We start from the raw sequence: 25,790 nt of genomic DNA, 5'->3' as shown, positions 1-25,790 counted from the left end.
TCAGTGACGAAATTTCAACCCCGTGCGCATTGCGGCGGGCGAGACCGCCCGCATAGTTTCGAAGTCGGCCAGTGAACGACGATGGAGGTCGGATGTCGGCAGCGAAGCCCGCGACGCTCACCCTTGAAGGCGTCCGCGCCTCCGGACCGGCGGAGTTCGTCTCTCCCTACGGAACCTTCGTCGCCGACACGTGCGCGCCGTTGCGCGACGCCGGTGAGAGCGGAGAGATCGGACTCTGGGCATATGGCCGCGGGACCTACCCCGGCGAGCCCATGCCGGCCGACATCCTTCCGCAGCTCAAGAACGTGGGGACCTGGGAGGTCACGAGCGATCAGCCCTGGGGCCTGGACTGGCATCGCAACGAGGGGATCGAGTTCACGTGCGTGTCGGCCGGATCTGTTCCGTTCTCCTGCGAGCGCGAGGACTTCGACCTGAAGGCCGGGTACATCACCATCACCCGGCCGTGGCAGCTCCATCGCGTCGGGCGGCCGAACGTGTCGTCGTCACGGCTGACGTGGTTCATCCTCGACGTCGACGTCCGTCGCCCGAACCAGGATTGGACCTGGCCTTCATGGCTTCCCATTCCCGCGCCGGATCTCGCGCGGCTCACAGAACTGCTGAGCCTCAACGAGCGGCCGGTGTGGCGGGCCAGTAAGAGCCTGCTCGCCGCGGTGGACAACCTGGAGCGGACGCTGCACGGCGAACGCAGCCAACCCATGGCGCGCCTGGCGACGAGCGTTGCCGAGATCTTCATCGAGCTGAGCGACCTGTTGGAGCAGCACGAGCCGGTGCTCGACCCGTATCTCTCGTCCACCGAGCGCACCGTCAGGCTCTTCCTCGAGCGGCTCAAGGAGCGGACGCAGGAGCCGTGGTCGGTGAACCGGATGGCCGAGGAGTGCGGCCTGGGGAGGACGCGGTTCGTCCACTACTGCAAGCAGATGGTGAACCTCACGCCGCTGGAGTACCTCAACCTCCTCCGAGTCGAGCAGGCGAAGCACCTGCTCACGACGACCGACTTGCTGGTCTCAGACATCGCGCAGCTGTGCGGCTTTCAGTCCAGCCAGTACTTCAGCACGAGCTTCCGCCGCGCGACCGGCACGCAGCCTGCCCAACTGCGCCGGCAGCACGTAGACGTCTGACACGGTCATGGCGGAGCTTCTTGTCTCGGCACTCGACGACGCCTTCGCCGAAGTCGGCGCTCTCGCGGCACGATTCGCGCGGGAGACGCCCGGTTGGGGATTCCACCTCGTCGTCTACGCGGGCGGCCGAAAAGTCGTGGACCTCGCGAGCACGGAAGAGGTCGTGTCGGGCATCCAGCCCGTGGCCTCAGTGTCCAAGGGCATTTCAGGTCTCGTGGTCGGCCACCTCGTCACACGTGGACTTATCGACATCCGCGACCCGGTGGCGCGATACTGGCCCGAGTTCGCCGCACGCGGTAAGGGCCGGGTCACCGTGGCGCAGGCGCTCTCGCATCAGGCCGGTCTGCTGCGACTCCCATCCCCGTTCACTCTTGACGGGTTCGTGGGCGAGGCGGGTGCCGCGGCGCTCGCCGACATGAGCCCTGCATGGGAGCCCGGAGTTGCGCACGGTTACCACGCGTTCACGATCGGGATACTCACCGAAGAACTGGTGCGCCGCGTGACGAGCACCAGCACCGCGGAGTACTTCGCGACGGTCTACGGGCGGGACCGCTCGATCGAGTTCTGGCTCCGAGTGCCCGAGGAGCTGTGCGACGGCGTGCGCACGGTGCAGCCGCCGGTCGACCTCGACGAGCCGGTCGAGTCGTCGGGGACACTCGCCGAAGACGCTTCCTCCCCCTTCCGGTCCTTCGACGACGCGCCGTACTGGTTGAACTCGCCGTCGCTCCTGCGAGCGGGTGTCCCGTCGGTGTCTGGCGTGGGGAACGCACGCGGAATCGCCTCCGCCTACGCTGCCGCGATCGGGGCCGACGGCGGCCCGCCGCTCCTTTCCACACGCGCCCTCGACGACGTGGCCCGTGTGCACACCACAGGCGACGATCTGGTGCTCGGGAAGCACACCCGGTATGGCGTGATCTTCCAGAAGCCAGACCCTGACTTGGACTTCGGCACCGCCGACGCTTTCGGTCATGACGGTGCGGGCGGGTGCCTGGGCTTCGCCGACCCGCGGACCGGCGTCGCCCTCGGCTTCGTCACCGATCGAGTGCCGACACCCTCACGCGTGGACGAGCGTGCCCTGGCCTTCGCGCAGCTCGTGCGTCGGCTCCGGCTGCGACGCGCCGGTGCCCCGGGGCGAGCAGCCTGAGCGGCGGCAGACGGTCATGGCTCACATCTTCACGATCGGTCACTCGTCACGCGGTTTCGAAGAGGTGCTCGAGATGCTGCGCGGCAACGCAGTGGAATGTCTTGTCGACGTGCGTTCGTTCCCCTCATCCCGAACATTCCCGCAATGGAATCAGGACGCGATCCGGTCGGCACTGCCCGCGGACATCTCCTACCGCTGGCTTCGGAATCTGGGTGGACGTCGGCACACTCCAGCGGGCGTGGCGAGCCCGAACGGCGGATGGAGAGTGAAGGCATTCCAGGCCTACGCCGACTACATGGACACGGATCAGTTTCGCTCGGGGCTCGACGACCTCCTCGAGGTCGCGCGCGGATCAACACCGGCGATCATGTGCAGCGAAGCCGTGCCGTGGCGGTGCCACCGCAGACTGATCACAGACGCACTCCTGGTCGCCGGAGCGAAGGTCTCGCACATCATGTCGGCGACTGTGACCCGGCCGGCAGAACTCACCGCGTTCGCTTCGGTGCGGGACGGGAGGATCACGTACCCGCCCGAAGGGGCGTGAGACCCGAATGGAGAGCGGAGCGACGCTACGGCGTCTGGGCAGGGCGCTCCGCGAGGTGACACGTACGCCTGATCTGTCGACGCGGCCTCCCGCGGAAAGCGTTACCTCGCGGAAACGTCGCGACTCGGTGCGTTAATCCGGCTCTGGGAAGGTGACCACATTCCCTCAGGGCGGCGGGTGCGAGAGCCCCAACGCGTGCCTGACTTTCCCGGGGGCCGCAAGATGCTGCATCCTCGGCCCCCGAACGCGTGCTCAAGGCGTCACGTCACCGCGACGGCGGTGCGGATGTTGGGCGCGGGCGCCTCTACCAGATCGTGCCGCCGCCGATCGAGATACCGCCCCAGGTGAGCGCGATGAAGATCGCCGCGAACACGACGGGCGCGATGCCCTTGCCGCTGCGCGCGAGTCCCTTGAGGAGAGCGATCACTGCGAGGACCGCCGCGACGATGGAGAGGCCACCGCCCAGGATCAGCCCGATGAACAGCGGAATGGGCATGAGGACGAGGCCGGCCAGTGCGAGCCAGAACGCGGCCCAGGCGGTGGGATTCGAACGGCGCTCAACGGAAGAAGACATGCGTCCCAGTATCGCGTGTTCTGAGCGGCCGCCTCTGATTCACAGCGCGGCCGGGCGGGCGGCGCGCGGGTGTCCGGCAGCCGGCCCGGGCCTCACCAGACGAGCTGGTCGCGGCGGCGGACGAGGTACGCCCGCTCGGCGGGATTGCCGGCGAGTCCGATCGCTCGGTCGTATGCCGTCTTCGATTCCTGGCTGCGTCCCACCCGGCGCAAGAGGTCCGCGCGCGCGGCATGGTAAGCGTGGTACTCGTCCAGAGCGCCGCCGAGGCGATCGATCTCGGCCAGCGCCACGTCTGGGCCGTCAACCTCGGCGACAGCGACCGCCCGGTTCAGTCGCGTGATCGGTGACGGATCGGCCCGCAGCAGGCGGTCGTAGAGCGCCACGATCTGGGGCCAGTCCGTATCGCGCGAGGACGGGGCATCCGTGTGCACCGCGTTGATGGCGGCAAGGAGCTGGTAGCGTCCTGGCGGCTGGGCGCCGGTGGCGACAGCGGTGATCCGCTCGCGCACCAGGGCGTGACCCTCCGCGATGAGCGCGCGGTCCCACGCCCCGCGGTCCTGCTCGTCGAGGGTCACCAGCTCACCGGCGTGAGAGATGCGCGCCGCGCGCCGCGCGTCGGTGAGAAGCATGAGCGCGAGGAGGCCGGTCACCTCTCCCTCTTGGGGAAGGAGGCTCCGCAGCAGGCGCCCCAAGCGGATCGCCTCATCGGTCAGGTCGGCGCGCATCGCACCGCCGCCGGACGCCAGATACCCCTCGTTGAAGATCAGGGCGACGACGGCGAGAACGCCAGGCAGCCGCTCGTGCAGGTCGAGCGGCGATGGTACGCGGTACGGGATGCGCGCGGCCTTGATCTTCGCCTTCGCTCGCGTGATCCGTCGCGCCATGGTCGTCTCCGGGACCAGGAACGCGTGGGCGATCTGGGCGACCGTGAGGCCGCCGAGCAGCCGCAACGTCAGCGCGACCCTCGCCTCGATCCCGAGCGCAGGATGACAGCAGGTGAAGATGAGCCGGAGCCGGTCGTCCTCGACCGGTCCGGTCGGCTCAGGAGGGGCGTCGTCGGAGAGCGTGTGAGCTGCGTGATGCTTCTGGTCCCGCTGCGACTCACGGCGCAGCCGGTCGATCGCCTTCCGCGTCGCGGTCGTGGTGAGCCACGCGCCGGGATTCGGTGGTACCCCATCGCGCGGCCATCGCTCCATCGCCGCGACGAACGCTTCGCCGGCGGCGTCTTCGGCGAGATCGAGATCTCCGAAGCGGCGGGCGAGCCCGGCGACCACCCGCGCCCACTCCTCGTGGTGGGCGCGGGCGATGGCCTGCCGCACGGCGGGTTCGGTCACGTCACCCTGCTACCCGCGCCCCCCGGGAACCACCTCACCGGTGGATGCGTGGAGCTCGATCACCTCGGCGAGGTCAGACGGGAAGCGGTGCACCTCTTGAGGCCAGTCCAGGGCGACGGCCATCCGCCCAGCCCAGTACCGCGCGGCGTCGTCGTCGGGGACCTCGATGACGGTGAAGCCACCCAGGTGCTCCTTCGTCTCGACGAACGGCCCGTCGGTGAACACCGGCTGCCCGTTCTGGTTCACGACGCTGAAGACGGCGGTCGAGGCATCGATCCCGCCCTCGGCGAACAGGAAGACGCCCGCCTCCTTCATGTCCTCCATCAGGGCGTGTGAGGCTTCGCTCTTGCTGCGCAGTTCATCGGCGGTGTGCGCGGGCACCCACTCGTCGTTGAATGCGATCAGGTATTTCGGCACTGTCGTCTCCTCTCGTGGAACGAGGGCCATGTCGTGGCTCCTCACCCGCGGCCCGGTCGGGTCGCACACCATATCCACGAACGGCGACGTCCGGATACGACACTATCCCCGAGACTTTTCCACGTGCGTCACCGAGGCGATCCGACCCTGGTCGAGACGGACAACGCGTGCCGCGGCATCCATCACCGCCTGATCGTGGCTTACGCACACCACAGTGGCGCCACGAGCTACCTCTGCCGCCATCGCACCGACGATCCGCTTCGCACTCTCATCGTCGAGCGCGGCCGTGGGCTCGTCGAGCAGCAGGACGTCGGCACGCCGCGCCAGCCCCTGGGCCAGGAGGGTCCGCTGTTGCTGACCCCCGGACAGCGCCCGGAACGGTGATCGTTGCAGAGCCGTCAAGTCCATGCGATCCAGCGCCGCATCCACTGCCTCACGCGAGACGCGGTCGAGTCGACGCCAGGGCGGGACCCCGCCCCATGCTCCCACGCTGACGACGTCGCGCACGGTGAGGGGCAGGGTCGGCGAGATCGCCTGTCGCTGCGGCACAAAGGCACGGGAATCGGCACGCACGGTGACGCTGCCCGCACGCGGCGTGACGGTGCCGGCGAGCACCTCGAGGAGAGTCGATTTGCCGGCGCCGTTCGGTCCGGCGATCACGGTCAGCGTTCCCGCAGCCGCGTCGAAGTCGACACCCCGCAGGGCAGGCGTCTCCGCATACTCGACGCGGACGCCTCGCAGCGACAGTGCCGGGACGGGCGAGGTGAGGGAGGGCATAGCCCCAGGCTAATCGATTTTGAGAATCGTTCTCATTAACGCTACGGTCGGGACTCGTGCCCCTCATCACCGATCCCTTCGCGATGGAGTTCGTCCAGCGAGCACTCCTCGGCGGCTGCCTCGTCGCGGTGCTCTGCGGTGTGGTCGGCACGTGGGTCGTCGCTCGCGGCATGGCATTCCTCGGAGAGGCGCTCGGTCACGGCATGCTCCCCGGTGTTGCGCTGGCGACCCTCCTCGGAGTGCCCGTGCTGCTCGGCGCCGGAGTGAGTGCGGTCGCCATGAGCCTGGGCATCGGGGCGCTGCAGCGACGCGGCCGGCTCTCGTACGACACCAGCATCGGCATGCTGTTCGTGGCCATGCTGGCCGCCGGCGTCATCGTCATCTCGCACTCCGGAAGCTTTGCGACGGATGCCACGGCCATTCTGTTCGGGGACATCCTCGCCATCTCAGCCGGCGACCTCATCCTGCTCACGTGGGCGACCGGCGTCGGTCTGGCGGTCGCCGCAGCGGCTCATCGTTCGCTCGTGGCGCTGGCCATCGACGGGAGGGTCGCCGCCGTGCTCGGGCTGAGGCCGAGGATCGCCCAGGCGGTGCTGGTCGGCTTGGTCACACTCGCGGTGGTCGCGTCGTACCAGGCTGTCGGATCGCTCCTCGTGGTGGGCCTGCTCATCGCTCCCGCCGTCGCTGCGAGCCACTGGGCGCGCCGACTGCCGTCTGCGATGGTGCTCGCGTGCGCCTTCGGCATCGCCGCCGTGGTGCTCGGCCTGCTGCTGTCCTGGCACGCGGGCACCGCCGCCGGCGCGTCCATCGCCCTCACTGCGGTGCTCCTCGCTGGTGCCTCGTGGGCCGTGCACGCTGTGCGTGCGCGAGCGGGAGCCACGCGCCCGACATACGCGTGACGCCCTGCAGCCATCCCACCCTCGAAAGGACGAACTTCCTTGCCCCACCGACCATCACCGTTCACCCCGCTCACCGCGATCGTCGTCATCGCCGCTTCGATGCTGGTCGGCTGCGCGGGCGCCGAAGCCGAGCCCCCCGCCGAGACGGCGGGATACGACGATCACGGTGCCGTCGATGGCGCGACCGAGGTGAGCGAGCCTCCGCTGGCCGTGGTGACCATCGATGCGAACGGCGCCGTGCGCCAGCTCGACCTGCTGGACGAGACCACCGACGAGCTCGGCTCCGTCTCGCCGGCGAACCGGGCGACGAGCGACGGCCGCTATGTCTTCGCCGACACCGATGAAGGACTCTCGATCGTCGACAGTGGCCGGTGGACGTGGGACCACGTCGATCACTTCCACTACTACCGCGCCGAACCCGCGCTGCTGGGCGAGGTCCCCGGCCGGGGACCGGCTGCCGTGGCGACCACCCTCTCATCCACAACGGGCAGCACGGGAGTGTTCTTCGCCGACAGCGGTGAAGCTGTGCTCCTGGACACGGCAGCGATGGCCAAGGGTGAACTCGTCGAGCGGTTCCGCCTGAAGGTCGACCCGCATGCCGGAATGATCGTGCCGGTCGGCCCGTACGCGCTCGTCACCCAGCCGCAGCACGGGGTGGCGGCATCCGTCTCGGTCCTGGATCAGGAGGGGATGCCGGATGCCGGCGCGACGGCCGCCTGCGTGGACGCGCGGGGCACGATCACGACCCGCGTCGGCGCGGTCATCGGGTGTGCCGACGGCGCGCTGCTGGCGACCCTCGCCGACGGCGCCGTGAGACTCGAGCGGATTCCGTATCCCGAAGGCACCGCCGCCCCGCCCGCGACGGCGTTCGCCGGAAGGGACGGCCGTCCCACCGTGGCGGGCGTGGCGGGGGACAGCGGGATCTGGCTCCTCGACACCCGCGAACGCACCTGGACGCTCCTTCCCGTCGACCGGCCGATCGTGCAGGCGACCGCCGTCGACGACGAGGCTCACCACGTGCTTGCGCTCGCGGCGGACGGGCGCGTCATCGTGATCGACGGCGGAACGGGGACGCTTCTCGCCCAGACCGAGCCGCTGGTCGCCGAGTCGCTCGCGACGGATGCCGGCATCCCGACGCTCGTCGCGGATCATCCGCGCGCCTACCTCAATGGACCCGCGGAACGCGTCGTGTACGAGATCGACTTCGCCGACGCCGCGCGGATCTCGAGGACGTTCCCGGCCGCGACCGAGCCGACCCTCTTCGCGGAGACGGGGCGATGAGCCGTCCGCGCTCCGCCGTGCTGCGCACACTGCTCGCGGCTGCGGTCGGCGCATTCCTCCTTTCCGGATGCGCACCGGCGGGAGACGACCGACCCTTCGTCGTGGTCTCCACGAACATCCTGGGTGACGTCGTGGATCGGCTCGTCGGCGACGACGTCGCAGTGATGACGCTCATGCGGCCTGATGCCGACCCGCACTCGTTCGAGATCTCGGCGCAGGATGCTGCACGGCTGCGTACCGCCGACCTGCTGGTGTCGAACGGTCTGGGCTTGGAAGAAGGGCTTCAGCAGCACCTCGACGCCGCCGTCGGGGAGGGCGTCGACAGTTTCGTCGCGGGCGAGGTGATCGAGGTGCTCGAGTATGCCGCGGGCGATGCGGCAGGAACTCCGGACCCGCACTTCTGGACGGACCCCGGCCGCATGATCGATGTCGTCGAGGCGCTGGGGCCGCGGCTGTCTGCACTCCCCGGTGTGGACGCCGTCGCCCTCGACGCGCGTGCGGAGACCTACCTCGCCGACCTCAAGCGTCTCGAGGACGACATGGCGGCCGCGTTCGACACCATCCCCGCCGCCCGCCGCGCGCTGGTCACCAACCACCATGTCTTCGGCTATCTCGCCGAGCGCTTCGGGTTCCGCGTGGTGGGAGCCGCGATCCCCGGCGGCACCACTCTGGCCGCTCCCAGCGCATCCGATCTCGCCGATCTCGTGTCGGCCGTCGAACAGAACGGTGTGCCCACGGTGTTCGCGGAGTCCTCCGCGCCGGACCGACTCATGCGAGCGCTCGCGGAGGAGACCGGTACGCACGTCCGGGTCGTCGAGCTGTACACCGAGTCGCTCACCGCCGAGGGGGGTGGCGCGGAGGACTACCTGACCATGATGCGCGAGAACACGCGACGCATCGTCACCGGGCTCTCGCACTGAGCCCCACACAAGAAAGAGGAACACCACATGCGCACACGCACGCTGCGGCGCGTCGGCCTGATCGCCGTCGCCGCCGGTGCCGTCGCGACCCTCGCGGCCTGTTCATCGACGCCGTCCGCTTCCGGAGGCCCCACCGGCCAGACGCCGACGGAGGACGCGGCGGGGTCTCGCGTCGCGGTCTCCTACGAGGGCGGAATCCTCGTGCTCGACGGTGAGAGCCTCGAGCCCGTCGCCGACCTCGAGTCCGAGGAGTTCACCCGCCTCAACCCGGCCGGTGACGGACGCCACGTGCTCGTCACGATGAGCGAGGGCTTCCAAGTGCTGGACACCGGAGCCGGAAGCACCGATGAGCCGGAGCTCACCGACGCGGTCTTCGCCGCGGACACCCCCGGGCACGTGGTGCGCCACGGCGGCAAGACCATCCTCTACGCCGACGGCACGAGCGACACCACGATCTTCGACACCGACGCGCTGCTCTCCGCCGACGGCAAGCTGCCCGCGACCGAGACGGTTCCCGGCGTGGAGGCGCATCACGGTGTCTCCGTCGTGCTGGAGGACGGCACCTTCCTGACGACGGTCGGCGGGGCCGACGGACGCACCGGCATCTCGGTGAGCGATGCGTCTGGCGAGGTGATCGCCACGAGCGACGCCTGCCCCGGCGTCCACGGCGAAGGGACTGCGGCCGACGAGGCCGTCGTGTTCGGCTGCGAGAACGGCGCGTTGCTCTACCGCGACGGCGAGATCGTCAAGCTCGACGCGCCTGACCAACCGTACGGTCGCATGGGCAACGCGTACGTCAGCGAGACGAGTCCGCTCGTCGTCGGTGATTACAAGAACGATCCGGATGCCGAGGGCTACCTTCTGGGAGCGGTCACCGTCATCGACACCGAGGCCGCCACGCTCGAGGTCATCGACCTGCCCGAGGGTGTGGAGTACACCTTCCGCGACATCGCCCGCGGACCGCAGGACCTCGCCTACATCCTCGCCAGCGACGGATCGATCCACGTCTTCGATCCCGCGGCCGGTGAGATCACCGACGCCTTCCCGGTGATCGAGGCCTGGCAGGGCCCGGCCGAGTGGCAGGATCCTCACCCGGCGATCGTCGTGATCGACGACATCGCCTACGTGACCGAGCCGGCCGCCGACGCGATCCACGCCGTGGATCTCACGACGGGCGAGGTCGTGGCCTCGGCGACCCTCGACATCACGCCGAACGAGATCGCCGTGGCCGCGGGTTGATTCCGGCGAGGGCGGGTCGGGATCGCCCGCCCTCACGCCACCACGACGGTGCCCCCTCCCCAGGCGAGGGGGAGGGGGCACCGTCGGGCGAGGGGAGATGATCAGTTCAGCGTGAACGTCACCGTCTCGGTGTTGCCCGCGACGTCGTAGACGACGAAGGTGTTCTGGCCCTTGACCGCCCCGAACACGCCGGGGGCCACGAAGTTGACGTCGGACCACGCATTGTTGCTGAGGTCCTTCGCCACTCCATTGATCTCGACCTTGTCCACCTTGCCGGCGTCGTAGAGCTTGAAGCTCACCTTGTCGTAGGTGTCTCCGGTCGCAACCGTGAACTCGGCGCCGTCCTTGACCGTCACTTTGGGCTTCGTCGCATCGATGGTGAACGCGAACGAGCCCGTGGATGACACGTTGCCTGCCAGGTCGTGCGCGTTGTAACGCAGCGTGTACGAGCCGTCCGGCAGCGTCACGCTCGCCTTGTGCGAGCCCGATCGCGCGCCATCGGCGACCGCGGACTGCGTGCTCTTCACCAGCGTGCCGTCGCGGTACACGTTGGCCACGATCTTCGCGAGGCCGCGGTCGTCACTTGCGTCGACCTGGATGTCCAGCGAACGGAACGGCCCGGCGGTGGTCGGCGACGCGAGCTGCGTCGTCGGCTTCACCGTGTCGGCGGTCAGCGTCAGCTTCCAGAAGCGGTCGGCCGTCTGCGCGTCGGTCGCCGTGGTGGAGGTCGACCCGCCGCCTCCGATGACGACGGTTCCATTGCGGTTGTTGCCGGACGAGTCGACCAGCGTCGCTCCGCCCGCCTCATCGAAGGCGTAATGGGCGACATTTCCCGCGGCAGGTTGACCGCCTGCCAGCGCGGCGATCTCGCTCTCGGACAACGCGCGGTTGTAGATCGCGAAGTCGTCGATCGCGCCGTCGTACGCCGGGTCGTTGTACTGCGACTTGCCGAGGTAGTTGCGGTTGGTGTTGCCCAGCGCCGACGGCTTCACCGTCATGTTGTCGTTCGTCGCGACGACGGTCCCGTTGAGGTACATCTTCCCCGGGGTCCCCGAGACGGTCACCACGATGTTGGACCACTGGTTCAGCGGGAAGTTCTGCCCGCCGTAGGTGAGCTGCCGCTCGCCGCCGGCACCGCTGCTCGTGATGGCGAACCGCGGACCGGCGCCGCCGGCGTTGAGCGTCAGGAACATGTTGACGTTCTGCCCGGTTCCGAAGTCGAACACCCGCGACCAGTTCGTGAGCGCGGCCGGCTTGATCCATGTCGAGATCGACCAGTCGCCCGTCAGGCCGCTGACGATCCCAGCGGGAAGCGACCCGTACGAAGACGTCTTGCAGAAGTCCAGCGCTGAGCCGATCTTGCCCGGCTGCCTCGCGCCATCGGCCTGGCAGTTCGACGTCGGCGAGCCGTCCGTCCACTGGATCACGCCGGCCCCATCGGACTTGCTGAGGTTGAGGACGCCGAGCGTCTTCCCGGTGGCGTAGTTCGCCAGACGCACGTTCCCCTTGCCATCGGGGACCAGCTGCCAGCGCTGTTCGTCGGCGCCGCTGTCGTCCGCGATGATCGCCGGTGACCCGTTGGACGTCGACGCGCCCTGGATCGTCAGCACCCGACCGCTCGGCGTGTGCACGATCTTGTACAGGCCCTGCCCGGTCGCTACCGCTTCCCACGTCTGGCCCGGTGTGACGGCCGGATCGGCCTGCACGACAGGCGTCCCGTTCGCCGTCGCTCCGCCCGCGGTGGCGAGGTTCAGTCCGGAGTTGACGTTGGTCAGCGAGTACGTGCCGGCGAGATCCTCGGGATCGCCGGCGGGCGTCACGACGACCTGGTACCCGTAGGTCGGGTTCATGACGATGGGCACCGTGATCGAACCGTCCGCACCCACCTCGTACGTCGTGTTCGAGATCGTGATGGGACCGTCCGTCTTCACGGTGCGGCCGTACGAAGGCGTGAAGTCGAGCTCGACATTCACCTTGGATCCGAGCGAGAGGTTGTCCAACCCGTTGATCTTCACAGCGGTCGGGCCGGAGTTGCCTCCCGTGATGACCCGCACTTCATCGCCGGCATCCGTGACGGATGCCGCGCCGTCGAGCGGGCTCTCGTTCGAAGGCGGCGTCGTGACCACCATCTGACCGCTCATCTGGGCGTACCAGGTGTAGAGCCAGTACGCGCCGTTCGGGTCGCCGTTGCGTCCGGTGAGCAGATCGCCGAGCGCCCCGGACTGATTCCAGAACGGGAGCTCCGCACGAGTGATGCCGTAGCGCTCCAGCTTCGCGATGTAGCCCACGAGAGGTCCGGACAGGCCGACCTCTGCCGGAGCGGCATACTCTGCGATGTCGATCGGCGGCTCGGGGATGTCGAGGTCAGCGAGGATCTTGCGGACGTTCTCGACGTCGCCCTTGATCTTCGAGGAACGGATCAGCTCGTGCCACTCGAGCACGTCCGGAAGCGTGTTCGTCGCCTTCGCGTGCTCGAAGAACGCTCGCATGTTCGAGATGTTGTCCGAGTAACTCGGCCCCTGGATGGGCATGTCGGGGTCGAGGTTGCGCACGAGGCGGTAGGTGTCCGTCCAGAGGTCGAAGAACGATCCGTTGGCGGTCTGCCACGTGATGTCGGGCTCGTTCCAGATGGCGTACGCCACGATGTTCGTCTTGCCCGACGCCTTGGTGTCGTTCACCATCTTCTCGACGGCAGGCAGCCACGCATCCTTGTTGTACCGGTACGGCCAGCCGGGCAGGTAGTCCACCAGCCGGATCACCACGCCAGCGCCCGCCGCCTTGGCGGTGTCGGCGACCGAGAGGGCGTCTCCGGTCGGCTGCTGAGTGCCGCCTTCCGGCTTCTGCATGAAGGTGTGCGGCTTGATCGGCAGGATCTTGTCCAGCGTCGGCACGTTGGCGCCGGCCAGACCGTACAGCGAGCCGCTTGCCATGTGCGTCACCGGGCGGAACGGCTGGTCCGCCTCGACGACGAGCGTGCTCGCCGGTCCGGGCGCCGCATCGGCCGGCGGGCTCGAGGCGAGCAGTCCTCCTGCTGCGACGACGGCGGTGGCGGTGACCGCTGCGAGCACTCGTGCGCCGCGAGGCCCGTGTGCGGCGCGCGGCCGCCGCGTGGAGTGATCCGGTGCCTCGGCAGACCGCAACAGCAGCCTCGGCGTGAGTCTTCCCATCATTGCTTCGTCTCCATTGATCGAGCCGTTCTCGAAATGAACCTCGTCGACAATGAGTGTCGAACCGGTTCGACGACATTGAACCATCCGGATGCCGCAGATTCAAGAGTCGTGACCCGAAAATTCCCCTCGGGCCGGCCATACGCCGGAACCCCCAAGATTGATGCAATGACGAAATATGCCTGACCAATCCGCAGAAATCCGAAGCGACGGCGCCGTTCACAGGTGTGCGAAAGAAAGTCGAATCGGTTCGACATCTCGACCTCGTCACGGTCGCGCGACGACTGCGACGCGGTTCGGGCGCGGGTCAGAGGGGCGTGCCGGGGGTCGGCCCCGTACTGCCGCGGTCCGTGAGCTCGGGGGCGATGAAGCGGACCACGGGCTCGCCGGCGGCTTCGGGGTCCTGCATGCGTTCGACGAGAGCTCTCACCGCCGCGCGTCCCAGCTTGTCCGGTGACGTCTCGATCGCCGTGTACGGCAGCGAGAACAGGCGACCGAAGTCCTCGGAGAAGATCCCGACCACCGAAAGGTCCTCCGGCACTCGTACGCTGCGGGCCGAAAGCACCGAGGGCAGCCCGGCGATCATCGCATCGTTGTGGATGACCAGCGCGGTCGATGAAGGCCACTCGTCGAGAACCGCGTTCAGCGCGGCGCCCACGGCGGGCTGCTGAACCTCTCCGTATCGCGCATGGATCCGAAGGCCGTAGCGAGCCGCGCGCTCGAGCGCCGCGTCGCGGAACCGCCAGGCGTACGCGCCTCCTCGGCTGATGACGTGCTCATGTGGAGAGATCAGCGTGATCTCGCGGTGGCCCAGAGCGTGGAGATGGTCGATGATCATCCTCGCCGCCTCCCCGAAGTCCAGATCGAAGATGTCCAGACCGCCTGTGGATCGGGGAAGACCGACGAGTGCGCCCGGCTTGCCCGAGCCTCGCAGCGGATCGACGCGAGGGTCATCGTGCGCGACGTTGAGCAGGATGACTCCGTCCACCATGTTCGAATCAGTGATGCGCTTGAGGGCTCGTGGGCCGTCCTTCTCCGTCACCATCAGGATGTCGTAGCCCGCATCCCGCGCGGCATCGGAGATCGGCAGAACGTACTGCAGCATCGCGGGCGAGAACTCGTCGCTGAAGAACTGGACGAGCAGTCCGATGACCTTGGTCTGCGATGTGGCCAAGGCGCGCGCTCCCGCGTTCGGGGTGAAGCCGAGTTCGCGTATCGCCGCGGAGATCCGCTCCCGGGTCTCGAGCGAGATCGGCCGGTTTCCCGACAACGCGTATGAGACCGTGCTCCGCGACACGCCCGCCGCGCGAGCGACGTCGCCGATTGTGACCACAGACTCTCCGATCCCACGCTGATCGATGCCGGAGGGGCACCCCCATCCTGCCCAATTCAACCGCGCCGTGGGACCGATCCGCCGTCATGACCGGACGCGATCACCGCCCCGACCCTTCAATCCTCTCCGCGGCCGGCGGCCTCGCGAGCCAGGATGAGGTACACGGCCGCCGTCCACGTGTACGCGCGGTCGCGGAGACCTTCGCCCGTGAGAGCGTCGAAGTTCTCGGCGAACCCAGACCGCTCGCACAAGCGGCGGAATCGCTCGCTGACCGCGTCGGCGGTCGCCGATGCGCCCGCACGGCGCAGCCCATCCTCGATCAGCAGGGTGGAGGGAGCCCAGATGGGCCCACGCCAGTATCCGTCCGGCTCGTATTCCGGACTGCTCGGCAGCTCGGTGGCGGGGCCCCACTCGGTCAGGAACGGCTCGACGGCGGCGGCGAGCGCCGTCGAGACCTCCGTGTCCAAGGCATCGGCCGCAACCAGCGGCAGGAGTGTGATCAGGCTCGTGCGCGTGCCGTCCGCGCCCGCGGATGAGCCGCCTTCCACGCCACGGGTGACGAAGCCGTCGCCACGCCAGAGCTCGGCCATGAGCGCCGCGCGGATGTCGTCGCGTCGCTGCTGCCATGGCAGGTGGTCTTCGCCGAGTTCGCGTGCCAGGCCGGCGAGCACCTCCAGCTGAATGATCAGGAAGGCCGCCAGATCGGGGGAGTGGATGACGCGGTCGCGGTCGAATGCCGTCGAGTTGTCCCATCCGCTGTCGTTTCCGTGCTGGTAGACGGGAAGAACGCTCGCAGGGCTCGTGCGACGGGCGAGCCAGAAGTGCGTCCACCGAGCGAGTCCGTCGTACGCGTCGCGCAGTTGCGAGGGCGTCGGTTCCCACCCGGCTGCCCTCATCCGACGCAACGCCCAGCCATGGATCGGCGGTTTGACGAAGTTGTAGAGGCGCTCCGAGTGCGCGATGGAGTCCGGCAGGGCTCCCTCCGGATCCTGGTGATCGAACGGGGCGAGGAACTGATCCCACGCCTCGTCCGGCAGCCCAGGCGTCAGAGCGAGCGCGTTGAAGCAGTGATCCCAGCTCCAGACCTTGTCCATCCAGTGCTTGGACATCAGCACGGACTCGCGGCGGAGGAAGCCGGCGGGCGAGACCGTGGCCGACCACATGACGTAGCAGGCGAGGTCGGCGGTCGGGGCTGCGGAGCTGCGCCACGGCGCGACCGCGTCCACATAGCGGGTGAACTCAGTCGCGACCTCGGCTGCCGCCTCATCGAAGCTGCGCACCTCGACGTAGGGACGGCGGGCGGTCTCGAACTCCTCGATCACGGCTTCCCACCCGTCGGGTCCGGAGAGCGTCACCGCGCGGTGCGCTTCCCCCAGCCGCTGCGCCCCGCTGATCGTCATCTCGCCGCGGATCGATGTGACGCGATAGCGGCATCCGGTCTCGTACGAGGTGAACACCGCCGCGCCGTCGGTCGGGTCGCGGAACACGTAGGTGCCGGTGAACGGCGTGAGACGGGCCGCCGCGTCGGTGAGATCGACCGCCGAGCCTGCCGTGCCTCGCAGGCGCACGGCGTCCGTTCCCTCGAAGACCGCGTCCACCCTCAGGCCATCGCCGCGCCACGTGAGCATGGCGGGCGTGGCCTCCACGACGAGATCGGTCGCCACCGCCCGCGGCCGCACGGCCAGAACCGGGTGCATGCCCGTCCGGTGAGAGATCAGATGGACGTCATCGACGGTGGTGTGAGCGGCGACCACCGGCGAGAGGTTGATCCATGCGCCCCGGCGGCTGAACGGGATGCTGCGCACATCGAAGTGCGGGAGGGTGCTCGTCATCGAAGGCTCCGATCATCACGATCGATCCGCAGTTGCGGACCTTTTCGGTCAACTGTAGTGTCGAACCGGTTCGAATCGAACCGGATCGACAGATGGCCCGGAGGAGGTCCCATGGTCAACATCGGCGACGTCGCCCGGGCTGCCGGCGTGTCGCGGAGCACGGCCTCGTACGCGCTCTCGGGCAAGCGGACCATCTCGGCCGCGGTTCGGGCACGCGTGGAAGCCGCCGTCGCCGAACTGGGGTACACGCCCAACGCCGGTGCGCGTGCCCTGGCCACCTCACGCACGAGTGTGATCGCACTGCTCGGGCAGTTCTACGAGGACGAGTTCGCTCCCGCGATGCTCCAGTACATCCTGGGCGTGACCGACCGTGCGCGAGAGCTCGGCTACGACACCCTCTTCGTGTCCGATGCCGACGGCTCCGCGGCGCTGCGGCGCATCTCGGACTCCCGCATGGCCGATGGATTCGTGCTGCTGAACGTCGCCGAGAACGACGAGCGCCTCGCCGCCTTGCGGGCGGCGCCGCAGCCCGGCGCTCTGGTCGGCCTTCCCGGGGATGCCGCCGGGGTGGACGCGTTCGACCTCGACTTCGTCGCCGCCGGCCGGCTGATGGTGGAACGCATGCACGAGCTCGGCCACCGTGAGGTCGTGCTGGTCTCGCAGCCGGAGCACGTCGTCGAGCGAGGCGGCGCCTACGTGTGGCGGCTCGCGAACGCGGCGGCCGACCGTGCCGAGGAGCTCGGAGTCAGGCTGCACCGCTACTACGGCGCCTCGAGCCAGCCGGCGATCGGCAGAGATCTGAACGCCTTCCTCGACGCACACCCGGCCGCGACCGGCCTTCTGCTCAACAATGAAGCGGCTGCCGCAGCACTCCCGCACGTGCTGCAGACGCGTTCGCTCGCGGTGCCGGACGACATGTCGGTCATCGGCCGGTACTCGGACACCTTCGCCCGCACGTTCTCGCTTCCCTACTCCGCCATCGACAGCGCCCCGGATCTCCTGGGGCGACGCGCGGTGGAGCACCTCGTCTCGCGCATCGACGGCACCGCCGATGCGGACACCCACGTCGTCGACCTGATCGCGCCCGTCATCGATGACCGCGGCTCTCTGGCCGCACCACCATCCCGTCACTGACACCACAAGCCCCGGCACCGACCGGGCATGTTCAAGGAGGAACCATGATCACGAGCAAGCTGCGCGTGCCCATCGCGATCGCCGTCGCGGCCGTCGCGGCGGGCGCCCTGACCGGATGCTCCGGTTCGGCCGGCGCCGGATCGGCCGATGCCGAAGACACCTACACCTGGTGGGACCCGTACCCCCAGCACGAGGAAGACTCCGACTGGGCGGGCCGCGTGCAGGACTGCGGAACCGAGGCCGGTGTCACCATCGACCGCACCGCCTACGACACGACCTCCCTCACCAACCAGGCGCTGCTGGCCGCGCAGGAGGGCACGTCCCCAGATGTCATCCTGCTCGACAACCCCGCCGTGTCGACTCTCGCCGAGACCGGGATGCTGACCACGACCGACGAGCTCGGGCTCGACACGTCCGGAATCGATGAGAACCTGCTGGCGGCGGGTCAGCTCGACGGCAAGACGTACGGCATCCCCGTGGGTGCCAACACGCTCGCGCTGTACTACAACGCGGACATCCTCGCGGAGGCCGGTGTCGACCCCGCGTCGATCACCGACTGGGCTTCGCTGGACGCGGCCCTGGCAGCGGTGACCGCGGCCGGTCACAAGGGCATCACTTTCGCCGGCATCAACACGGAGGAGGGCTCCTTCCAGTTCCTCCCTTGGTTCTGGGGAGCCGGCGCCGACCTGACAGAGCTCGACTCGCCGCAGGCGGTCGAGGCCCTGCAGCTGTGGACGGACTGGGTGAACAAGGGATACGCCCCCAACTCCGTGATCGGGAACTCCCAGAACACCACCTGGGAGGAGTTCCTCACCGGGGACTTCGCCTTCGCCGAGAACGGCACCTGGCAGGTCAACAGCGCCGCCGAGGCGGATTTCGGAACCGGCGTTCTGGAACTTCCCGCCAAGGACGGCGGGGTGGCACCCGCGCCCACCGGCGGCGAGTTCATCATCGCGCCGGTGCAGCAGGACACCGCCCGCTACGAGACGACGAAGAAGATCATCGACTGCATGACCACGCCGGAGGGCTTCGTGCAGACCGCCGACACCTTCGCGTACTACATCCCGCCCACCGAGGAGGGACAGCAGGCGCTGCTGGAGGAGCACCCCGAACTCGAGACGTGGGTCTCCGCCGTCCAGTCCGCGAAGGGCCGGACCAGTGACAACCTGGGCACGGACTACCCGCTGATCTCCGAGCAGTTGTGGACCGCGGTCCAGAGTGCTCTGTCCGGCGCGGCATCGCCTCAGGATGCGCTGGCCGACGCTCAAGCGGCGGCCGCAGAGGCGATCGGCAAGTGACATCACGTCCGGGGCGGAGCCGGTCCCGCTCCGCCCCGGACACCCGAGGACTCCGATGACTCTCTCCATGACGACTCCGCAGACCCCTCCCGCCGACACCGTGTCGGTGACGGTACCGCCACGCCGCCGGCGGGCGGCGGGTCTGCACGGCTCACGCTGGATCGCGTTCGGCTTCGCCGCGCCGCTGCTGGTGTACCTGGTGGCCTTCTACGCCTACCCCCTGATCCGCAGCATCGACCTCAGCGTTCACGACTACGACGTCCGGGCGTTCGTGCAGGGCAACGCCGAGTTCGTCGGCCTGCAGAACTACATCGACGTCGTGACCTCGCCGCTGTTCGCGCAGGCCCTCACCAACACCGCGGTGTTCGTCGTCGGCTCCCTCGCCTTCCAGTACGCCATCGGCCTGGCGCTGGCGGTATTCTTCCGCAACAACTTCCGGCTCTCCGGAGTGCTGCGGGCCCTGTTCCTCGTCCCGTGGCTGCTGCCGTTGATCGTCTCCGGGTCCACGTGGGCATGGATGCTCAACAGCGACAACGGCATCGTGAACGCTGCGCTCCAGGCCTTCGGGATCGGGCAGATCAACTGGCTGACCTCACCCGACACGGCGATGGCGGCGGTGGTCATCGCCAACATCTGGCTCGGCATCCCGTTCAACCTCGTGATCCTCTATTCCGGGCTGCAGAACATCCCCGGCGACCTCTACGAAGCGGCGTCTCTGGACGGCGCGGGAGCATGGCGCCAGTTCTGGAGCCTCACCTTCCCGCTGCTCAGACCGGTCTCGGCGATCACGCTGCTGCTCGGCCTGGTCTACACCCTCAAGGTCGTCGACATCATCTGGATCATGACCACCGGAGGACCGGCGAACGTCACCACCACACTCGCCATCTGGTCGTACCGCGAGGCCTTCGGCACCGGCCAGCCGGACCTGTCGCCCGCCGCCGCAGTCGGCAACATCCTCATCCTCATCGCGCTGGTGTTCGGCTTCTTCTACCTGCGCATGCAGAGACGTCAGGAGGACTCATGAGAGACCGCCGCCCGTGGTGGAAGACCGCTCTGGGCGTGATCTTCACCGCCCTCATGCTCTTCCCTGTGTACTGGATGCTCAACGTCTCGCTCACCAAGACGAGCGACCTGCGCCTGAGCCCCCCGCACCTGTTCCCCGTCGACCCCACCTTCGAGGGGTACGCGGAGGTGCTGCGGCAGCAGCTTCCCAACCTCGGAACGAGCCTGCTCATCGGCATCGGATGCGTGCTGCTGACGGTCCTGATCGCGGCACCCGCGGCGTACGCGATCTCGCTCCTCAACCTCCGCGGCGGTCGCCCGCTGAACTTCGTGCTGCTGGTCGCGCAGATGATCCCCGCGGTCGTGATGGCCATGGGCTTCTACGCGATCTACGTGCGGCTCGGACTGCTCAACAGCGTCGGTGGCCTCATCCTCGCCGACTCCACGATCGCCGTCCCGTTCGGCGTGCTGCTGTTCACGGCATTCATGAGCGGACTGCCGCGCGAGCTCCTGCAGGCGGCGCGGATCGACGGCGCGGGCGCTTGGCGGGTGTTCACATCCGTCGTCATGCCCCTCAGCCGCAATTCCGTGCTGACCGTCGCGTTGTTCGCGTTCCTGTGGGCGTGGTCGGACTTCGTCTTCGCATCCACCCTGGCGCGCAACTCAGCCCTGAAACCGATCACTCTGGGCATCTACGCCTACATCGGCAACAACACCACGCAGTGGAACGCCATCATGGCGACCGCGGTCGTCGCCTCCATCCCCGCCGCGATCCTCCTGATCGTCGCGCAACGCTATGTCGCCGCCGGTGTCACTGCCGGCGCGGTGAAGGACTGACACGTGACCCTTTCCGTCTCACCTGATGCGACGTCCGCTCCCGTTCGAACCCGGGCCGTTCCCGTCGCGCCCGGACGCGGGAACCGCTCCGGCATCGCCGTGGACGAGGTCGCCTTCGATCCGGCCGGGTTCTGGGGCAGGCGACAGGCTGTGAACGCGGCGGCCACCTTCGCCCACTGCCTGGACTGGATGGAGCGTCTGGGATGGGTCGGCAACTTCGACCGGGTCGCGCGTGGCGAGACGACCACCGAGCGGCCGGGCTGGCAGTTCTCGGACTCCGAGATCTACAAGCTGCTCGAAGGCATGGCGTGGGAGCTGGGCCGCCACGACGATTCCCAGCTGGCCACGACGTTCGACGACCTCGTCGCCCGCGTCGGCAGCGCCCAGGACGACGACGGCTATCTCAGCACGGCGTTCGGCCACCCCGGTCTGCCGCCGCGGTACTCCGACCTGGCGATGGGCCACGAGCTCTACAACATGGGCCACCTGATCCAGGCGGCCGTCGCGCGCGCCCGCACCGGCCGGCCCGATGACCCTCTCGTCGGCATCGCGCGGCGCGCCGCGGATCACATCTGCAGGGAGTTCGGCGTGGGCGGGCGGGATGCCGTCTGCGGACACGCCGAGATCGAGGTGGCGCTCGCCGAGGCAGGGCGCGCATTCGGCGAGCGCCGCTACCTCGAGCAGGCCCGGTTGTTCGTGCAGCGCCGCGGACACCGTTCGCTGCCCGTACCTCCCTTGCTGTCGGCCGAGTACTTCCAGGACGACGTCCCCGTGCGCGATGCGGCTGTGCTGCGCGGGCACGCCGTCCGTGCGCTCTATCTCAGCGCCGGTGCGGTGGACGTCGCCGTGGAGACCGGCGACAGCGGCCTGTTCTCCTCGCTGGAGCGGCAGTGGGAGCGCACGGTCGGCCGACGCACCTACCTCACGGGCGGGATGGGATCCCGCCACCAGGACGAGGGATTCGGCGAGGACTTCGAACTGCCCGCGGACCGCGCCTACTGCGAGACCTGCGCGGGAGTGGCCTCCGTGATGTTCGCGTGGCGGCTGTACCTGGCCACCGGCGAGGTCCGCTACGCGGACGTGATCGAACGCACCCTCTTCAACATCATCGCGACGTCGCCGAGCGACGACGGACGCTCCTTCTTCTATGCGAATCCGCTTCACCAACGCGACGCAGCCGCCGAAGCGCAGGACGGCGTCAATCCGCGCGCGGAGGGGGGCGTGCGTGCGCCCTGGTTCGAGGTGTCGTGCTGTCCCACCAACGTCGCTCGCACGTTGGCCTCACTCGGTGCTTACACGGCCTCCGTGGACGAAGACGGCGTCACGGTCATGCAGTACGCCGCGGGGACGATCCGTGCCGGCGGCTTCGTGCTCCGTGTGGAGACCGCCTACCCCGAGCACGGCCGCATCCGGATCGTCCTCGACGCGGCTCCGGAGGAGGCGTCGCGACTGCGCCTGCGGGTGCCCGTCTGGGCCACGGGCGCTCGGCTTCGACTGCCCGGGACGGACGCGATGCCGGTCAAGCCGGGGTGGGTCGACGTGCACCGATCCTTCGAGCCCGGCGATGAGATCCTGCTCGATCTGCCGAGCACGCCCCGGTACACCTGGCCCGATCCCCGGATCGACGCCGTCCGCGGCGCCGTGGCGGTGGAGCGGGGGCCGCTCGTGCTGTGCCTGGAGTCACATGATCTTCCCGCGGGCGCGCATCTGGATGCTGTCCGGCTCGTCACCGGGATCCCGCCGCGCGCCGAAGGCGACGGCGCGCTCGTCGAGGCGGTGACGATCTCGGACCCGCCGGAGGCGCTCATGCCCTACTCGCGGACGGCTCCTACGCCGAAACCGGCGGGTTCCACCGTTCTGCGACTCGTGCCGTACCACCGCTGGGCCGAGCGCGGACCGTCGACGATGCGGGTCTTCGTTCCCGTGCAGTCGACGCAGCCGGAAGCGGCTCACTGAAAGCAAGGAGGCGGGCTGCCGGCGAGGACGTTCGCCGGCAACCCGCCTCGTGTGCGGGGACGGGGGCCTACTGCTGCCAGTAGCCCACGTTGAACAGGATCTTCTGTGCGGTCGCCGTCAATCCCGTCGCCTGCTCGGCGGTGAGCTTGCCGGCCGTCTGGAACTCTCCCACCTGGGTGACGAACCCGTTCAACACCTCGAGCACGCCGTCGCTGTCACCCTTGGCGAGCAGCTTGTACGCCTGGTCGAGCTTCACGGTGAGCGCGTTCTTGTTGCCCTTGTTGAGACCCGTCGAGGCGACGGCATCCTTCATCGTCGTGATCTCGTCGATCACGAACGCCTCCGGGTGCCAGAGGTAGTCACGCGCGAACGTCGTGAACATCTGGTTCCAGGTGTTGAAGTCGTGGGCGCCTGCCACCACGACGTTCTCGATGAACCCGATCTCGTCCAGCGCCGCGACGGTGTTGGCGTTGGGAAGACCGAAGTCCCAGCGCCCGCCGCCGTAGAGGATGTACGGCGCGGCGAGGTTCGGCGTCGTCGCGCGGACGCTGGCGCCGCCGCTCCACGGACCGTAGTACCCGAACTCATCGGCGTCGAAGTTGATCAGGTTCTGCGTGACCGCCGAACCTGCCGAGAGGCCCGCGAACGCGCGGTCGATCGCGCGGCTCGAGACGTTGTAGCTGCTCTCGACGAACGGGATCACCACGTTGCGCAGGTTGGGGTAGCCCTGGTTCGCGGCGCCGAGGTAGTTGGTGTTGGTCGTGATGACCACCGCCGGCTCGGTGTCGCCGTCCTGGATGAGGTTGTCCATGATGACCGGGACGTCGCCCATGTTCAGCCAGTCGGACTGATCCTGCCCGCTGCCGTGCTGCATGTAGATGGTCTTGTACGGCTCCGCGCGGTTCGCGTCGTACCCGGGCGGCAGGTAGACGCCGATCGTGCGGGTCGTGCCGTTCACCTGGAACGGGACGTAGCTCCACGTGCCCTTGGCCGAGTCCTCGCGAGGGAGCTCGATCACCCGGGCAGCGAGGGGAGCGTAGTCCTGCTTGGCGGCGTCGTACGGCACGAACACCTTGTTGAACGCGCGGCGCGCCGTGCCGGTGAGGCCGTCGGGAGCGAAGATCGGCGAGTTCGCCGGGTCGGCGACCCACAGGTTCGTGTTGTTGTTCACGTAGAACCAGTACTGGTTCGCACCTGCCGCCAGCGGCACATCGGTCACCCAATAGCCATTGCCCGCGTTGGTCATCTCGACGTCATAGCCGCCGCCCCCGCGCATGAGACCCGGCTCGTACTGCGACGGCTGGTACACGGTCGGATCCGTCGGGTCCTCCCAGTTGCGCAACAGGATGTCGGCGGCGAAGCGCACGCTCGTCGCGGTCGGGTTGTAGTAGACGAAGTGCCCGGTGTAGCCGGTGGGCGAGTTCGGGTCGGCGACGACGGTGGGTCCCGGGGTCAGGTCGACATCGTCTGCCTGGGCGGCCAACGGCGCCGTTCCCAGCACCATCGCCGCCGTGATGCCGACAGTCGCCAGGCGCTTCATGCGGCGGGATCGGGCGCCCCCGCCTTCGCCCTCGTGTCGTGTCCGCCATTGCACAGTTCTCATCACTCTTCCTCCTTGAATAGCTGCTGAGCGCCGCCAGGCGGCTCGAACGACGCCAGGCTAGCGACGGTTTACGACGTTGTAAAGGAAAATTTACGACGTTGTAAACGGCGGGGGGCGAAAGCCCTGATCGCCCCGCTTTACCGGGGTGCGCTACTCGGTCTCTTCGCTGACGAAGCCCGTCGACTCACGTTTGACGATCCGGAACGGCGGCTTGAACGTCTCGGGGGGACGGCGCTCGCCCTTCTCGTTGATGCGCTCGATCAGCCTGTCGACGGCGATGGCCGCGATCTCGTCGCGACCGGTGTCGACGGTCGACATCGACGGCATCGAGTACTTGCTCTCGTCGATGTTGTCGAAGCCGATCACGGCGACGTCGTCGGGCACGCGCAGTCCCTCTTCGCCGAGGGCGCGCAGGACACCGAGGCCCAGCGTGTCGTTGAGCGCGAAGATCGCATCGAACCGTACGCCTTCTTCGACCATGCGATGCGTGGCGGCCGCCCCGCCCGCACGGTTCCACTGCGACATGGACGTCGGTCGCACGAGCGCCGGATCGAGGCCGATGCCGGCCTGCTCGAGCGCGCGGAGGTATCCGCGCAGACGCAGATTGGCCGAGTTGACCTCGTCACCGCCGTGGAGATCCGCGCCGATCAGCGCGATGCGCCTGCGCCCGATCTCGAGCAGGTGCTCGACGGCGGCCTGCGCAGACGACATGTTGTGCATCGTGACGTGATCGGTCGGTCCGCCGAAGATGCGCTCACCGAGCAGGACGAGCGGGCCGTCGATCAGGAGGGCGTCCGCGTCGGCGTCACCCAGGCTCACCGGGCTGAACAGCAGGCCGTCCAGGAACCGCGGGCGATTCGTCGACACCGCGCGCAGCTCGCCGTCGCGTTGACCGCTCGTCTGTTCGACCATGACGCCGAGCCCGCGCTTCTCGGCCGCGCGGATCACCGAGTCGGCGAGCTCGGCGAAGTAGTTCTCCCGCAGCGAGGGGACAGCCAACCCGATCACGCCGGTACGGCCCGAGCGCAGACCGCGCGCGGAGAGGTTCGGACGATAGTCCAGCTGCTCGATCGCCTCGTTGACCCGGTCGCGGGTGCCGGGTCGCACGTGCGGGTAGTCGTTGATGACATTGGACACCGTCTTGATCGAGACGCCGGCGACTCGCGCGACGTCGTGCATCGTCGGTCCCATCGGTGCTCCTGCCTGCCATCCGAACGTCTGTACTCTACTGCGTCGGCGGTCGGAGCCAGGCGCGGGGACGAAGGGGTCCCTCTGCTTCGCGCGACGGAGCGATGCAACGTTGTATCTTCAGCCTACCGGGCGGTCGTGTCCGTGCCTCCGGGGTCGCCGAAGGCCCGCC

At 68.5% G+C, this 25,790-nt stretch carries 21 protein-coding genes; 12 read left to right on the top strand and 9 right to left on the bottom strand.

Features of this window, described 5'->3' with window-relative positions:
• Positions 1-92 precede the first annotated feature (92 nt).
• The 3 genes from C9992_RS07850 to C9992_RS07840 are packed head-to-tail and all read left to right on the top strand — an operon-like array spanning position 93 to position 2,827.
• Positions 93-1,139 (top strand): helix-turn-helix domain-containing protein, encoded by a 1,047-nt coding sequence (locus C9992_RS07850; RefSeq protein WP_106815023.1) that lies wholly within the window; start codon positions 93-95, stop codon positions 1,137-1,139.
• A gap of 7 nt (positions 1,140-1,146) precedes the next feature.
• Positions 1,147-2,283 (top strand): serine hydrolase domain-containing protein, encoded by a 1,137-nt coding sequence (locus C9992_RS07845; protein ID WP_106815022.1) that lies wholly within the window; start codon positions 1,147-1,149, stop codon positions 2,281-2,283.
• A 16-nt stretch (positions 2,284-2,299) separates the two neighbouring features.
• The gene (locus tag C9992_RS07840; protein ID WP_106815321.1) at positions 2,300-2,827 is read left to right on the top strand and encodes a DUF488 domain-containing protein; all 528 of its coding nucleotides are present in this window, start codon (positions 2,300-2,302) and stop codon (positions 2,825-2,827) included.
• 304 nt (positions 2,828-3,131) lie between these two features.
• On the opposite strand, the gene C9992_RS07835 is transcribed toward C9992_RS07840, so the two are convergent.
• The 4 genes from C9992_RS07835 to aztA all read right to left on the bottom strand — a co-directional run bounded on the left by C9992_RS07835 (position 3,132) and on the right by aztA (position 5,929).
• Complete coding sequence (locus tag C9992_RS07835) at positions 3,132-3,401, bottom strand: hypothetical protein (protein ID WP_106815021.1); 270 nt, start codon at positions 3,399-3,401, stop codon at positions 3,132-3,134.
• Positions 3,402-3,493: 92 nt separating this feature from the next.
• A complete protein-coding gene (locus tag C9992_RS07830; protein WP_106815020.1) occupies positions 3,494-4,735 on the bottom strand; it encodes an RNA polymerase sigma factor in 1,242 nt (413 codons plus the stop codon).
• A 9-nt stretch (positions 4,736-4,744) separates the two neighbouring features.
• Positions 4,745-5,152: a YciI family protein gene (locus C9992_RS07825; RefSeq protein ID WP_106815320.1), complete on the bottom strand. Its 408-nt coding sequence runs from the start codon at positions 5,150-5,152 to the stop codon at positions 4,745-4,747.
• A 102-nt stretch (positions 5,153-5,254) separates the two neighbouring features.
• The gene (gene aztA / locus C9992_RS07820; protein ID WP_106815019.1) at positions 5,255-5,929 is read right to left on the bottom strand and encodes a zinc ABC transporter ATP-binding protein AztA; all 675 of its coding nucleotides are present in this window, start codon (positions 5,927-5,929) and stop codon (positions 5,255-5,257) included.
• Between the two features lie 56 nt (positions 5,930-5,985).
• Here aztA and aztB point away from each other — a divergent pair, with 56 nt between their 5' ends.
• From aztB to aztD, 4 genes are read left to right on the top strand one after another with little or no spacing between them, the layout of a single operon-like run.
• Positions 5,986-6,828, top strand: coding sequence for a zinc ABC transporter permease AztB (gene aztB / locus C9992_RS07815; RefSeq protein ID WP_106815018.1), 843 nt, complete (start codon positions 5,986-5,988; stop codon positions 6,826-6,828).
• A 39-nt stretch (positions 6,829-6,867) separates the two neighbouring features.
• Entirely contained in the window at positions 6,868-8,109 is a 1,242-nt protein-coding gene (locus C9992_RS07810; protein ID WP_106815017.1) for an ABC transporter, read from the top strand.
• On the top strand, positions 8,106-9,029 hold the full coding sequence (gene aztC, locus C9992_RS07805) for a zinc ABC transporter substrate-binding protein AztC (protein WP_200826254.1): 924 nt from the start codon (positions 8,106-8,108) through the stop codon (positions 9,027-9,029). The genes C9992_RS07810 and aztC overlap by 4 nt, the downstream gene beginning before the upstream one ends.
• A 27-nt stretch (positions 9,030-9,056) precedes the next feature.
• Positions 9,057-10,268 (top strand): zinc metallochaperone AztD, encoded by a 1,212-nt coding sequence (gene aztD / locus C9992_RS07800; RefSeq protein ID WP_106815016.1) that lies wholly within the window; start codon positions 9,057-9,059, stop codon positions 10,266-10,268.
• A gap of 101 nt (positions 10,269-10,369) precedes the next feature.
• Here aztD and C9992_RS18040 read toward each other — a convergent pair whose 3' ends face one another.
• From C9992_RS18040 to C9992_RS07785, 3 genes are all read right to left on the bottom strand, one after another.
• Entirely contained in the window at positions 10,370-13,336 is a 2,967-nt protein-coding gene (locus tag C9992_RS18040) for a LamG-like jellyroll fold domain-containing protein (RefSeq protein ID WP_200826253.1), read from the bottom strand.
• 406 nt (positions 13,337-13,742) lie between these two features.
• The gene (locus C9992_RS07790; protein ID WP_106815015.1) at positions 13,743-14,768 is read right to left on the bottom strand and encodes a LacI family DNA-binding transcriptional regulator; all 1,026 of its coding nucleotides are present in this window, start codon (positions 14,766-14,768) and stop codon (positions 13,743-13,745) included.
• Positions 14,769-14,884: 116 nt separating this feature from the next.
• Complete coding sequence (locus C9992_RS07785) at positions 14,885-16,600, bottom strand: amylo-alpha-1,6-glucosidase (protein ID WP_106815014.1); 1,716 nt, start codon at positions 16,598-16,600, stop codon at positions 14,885-14,887.
• 111 nt (positions 16,601-16,711) lie between these two features.
• Between C9992_RS07785 and C9992_RS07780 the strand changes: the two genes are divergently transcribed.
• From C9992_RS07780 to C9992_RS07760, 5 genes are all read left to right on the top strand, one after another.
• Positions 16,712-17,734: a LacI family DNA-binding transcriptional regulator gene (locus C9992_RS07780; RefSeq protein ID WP_106815013.1), complete on the top strand. Its 1,023-nt coding sequence runs from the start codon at positions 16,712-16,714 to the stop codon at positions 17,732-17,734.
• 44 nt (positions 17,735-17,778) lie between these two features.
• Complete coding sequence (locus C9992_RS07775) at positions 17,779-19,032, top strand: sugar ABC transporter substrate-binding protein (RefSeq protein ID WP_106815012.1); 1,254 nt, start codon at positions 17,779-17,781, stop codon at positions 19,030-19,032.
• A 67-nt stretch (positions 19,033-19,099) separates the two neighbouring features.
• On the top strand, positions 19,100-20,056 hold the full coding sequence (locus C9992_RS07770) for a carbohydrate ABC transporter permease (RefSeq protein ID WP_106815011.1): 957 nt from the start codon (positions 19,100-19,102) through the stop codon (positions 20,054-20,056).
• Positions 20,053-20,871, top strand: a complete 819-nt coding sequence (locus tag C9992_RS07765) for a carbohydrate ABC transporter permease (RefSeq protein ID WP_106815010.1) — start codon at positions 20,053-20,055, stop codon at positions 20,869-20,871. The genes C9992_RS07770 and C9992_RS07765 overlap by 4 nt, the downstream gene beginning before the upstream one ends.
• Before the next feature lie 3 nt (positions 20,872-20,874).
• A complete protein-coding gene (locus tag C9992_RS07760; protein WP_106815009.1) occupies positions 20,875-22,827 on the top strand; it encodes a glycoside hydrolase family 127 protein in 1,953 nt (650 codons plus the stop codon).
• A 67-nt stretch (positions 22,828-22,894) separates the two neighbouring features.
• On the opposite strand, the gene C9992_RS07755 is transcribed toward C9992_RS07760, so the two are convergent.
• The gene (locus tag C9992_RS07755; protein WP_200826252.1) at positions 22,895-24,430 is read right to left on the bottom strand and encodes an alpha/beta hydrolase; all 1,536 of its coding nucleotides are present in this window, start codon (positions 24,428-24,430) and stop codon (positions 22,895-22,897) included.
• A gap of 150 nt (positions 24,431-24,580) precedes the next feature.
• A complete protein-coding gene (locus C9992_RS07750) occupies positions 24,581-25,621 on the bottom strand; it encodes a LacI family DNA-binding transcriptional regulator (protein WP_106815007.1) in 1,041 nt (346 codons plus the stop codon).
• Positions 25,622-25,790 lie beyond the last annotated feature (169 nt).

It is taken from the genome of Microbacterium timonense (assembly GCF_900292075.1).
Lineage (GTDB): Bacteria > Actinomycetota > Actinomycetes > Actinomycetales > Microbacteriaceae > Microbacterium > Microbacterium timonense.
The sequence above is the reverse complement of the archived record's forward strand: the minus strand, read 5'-3'. Positions and strand labels throughout refer to the sequence as shown.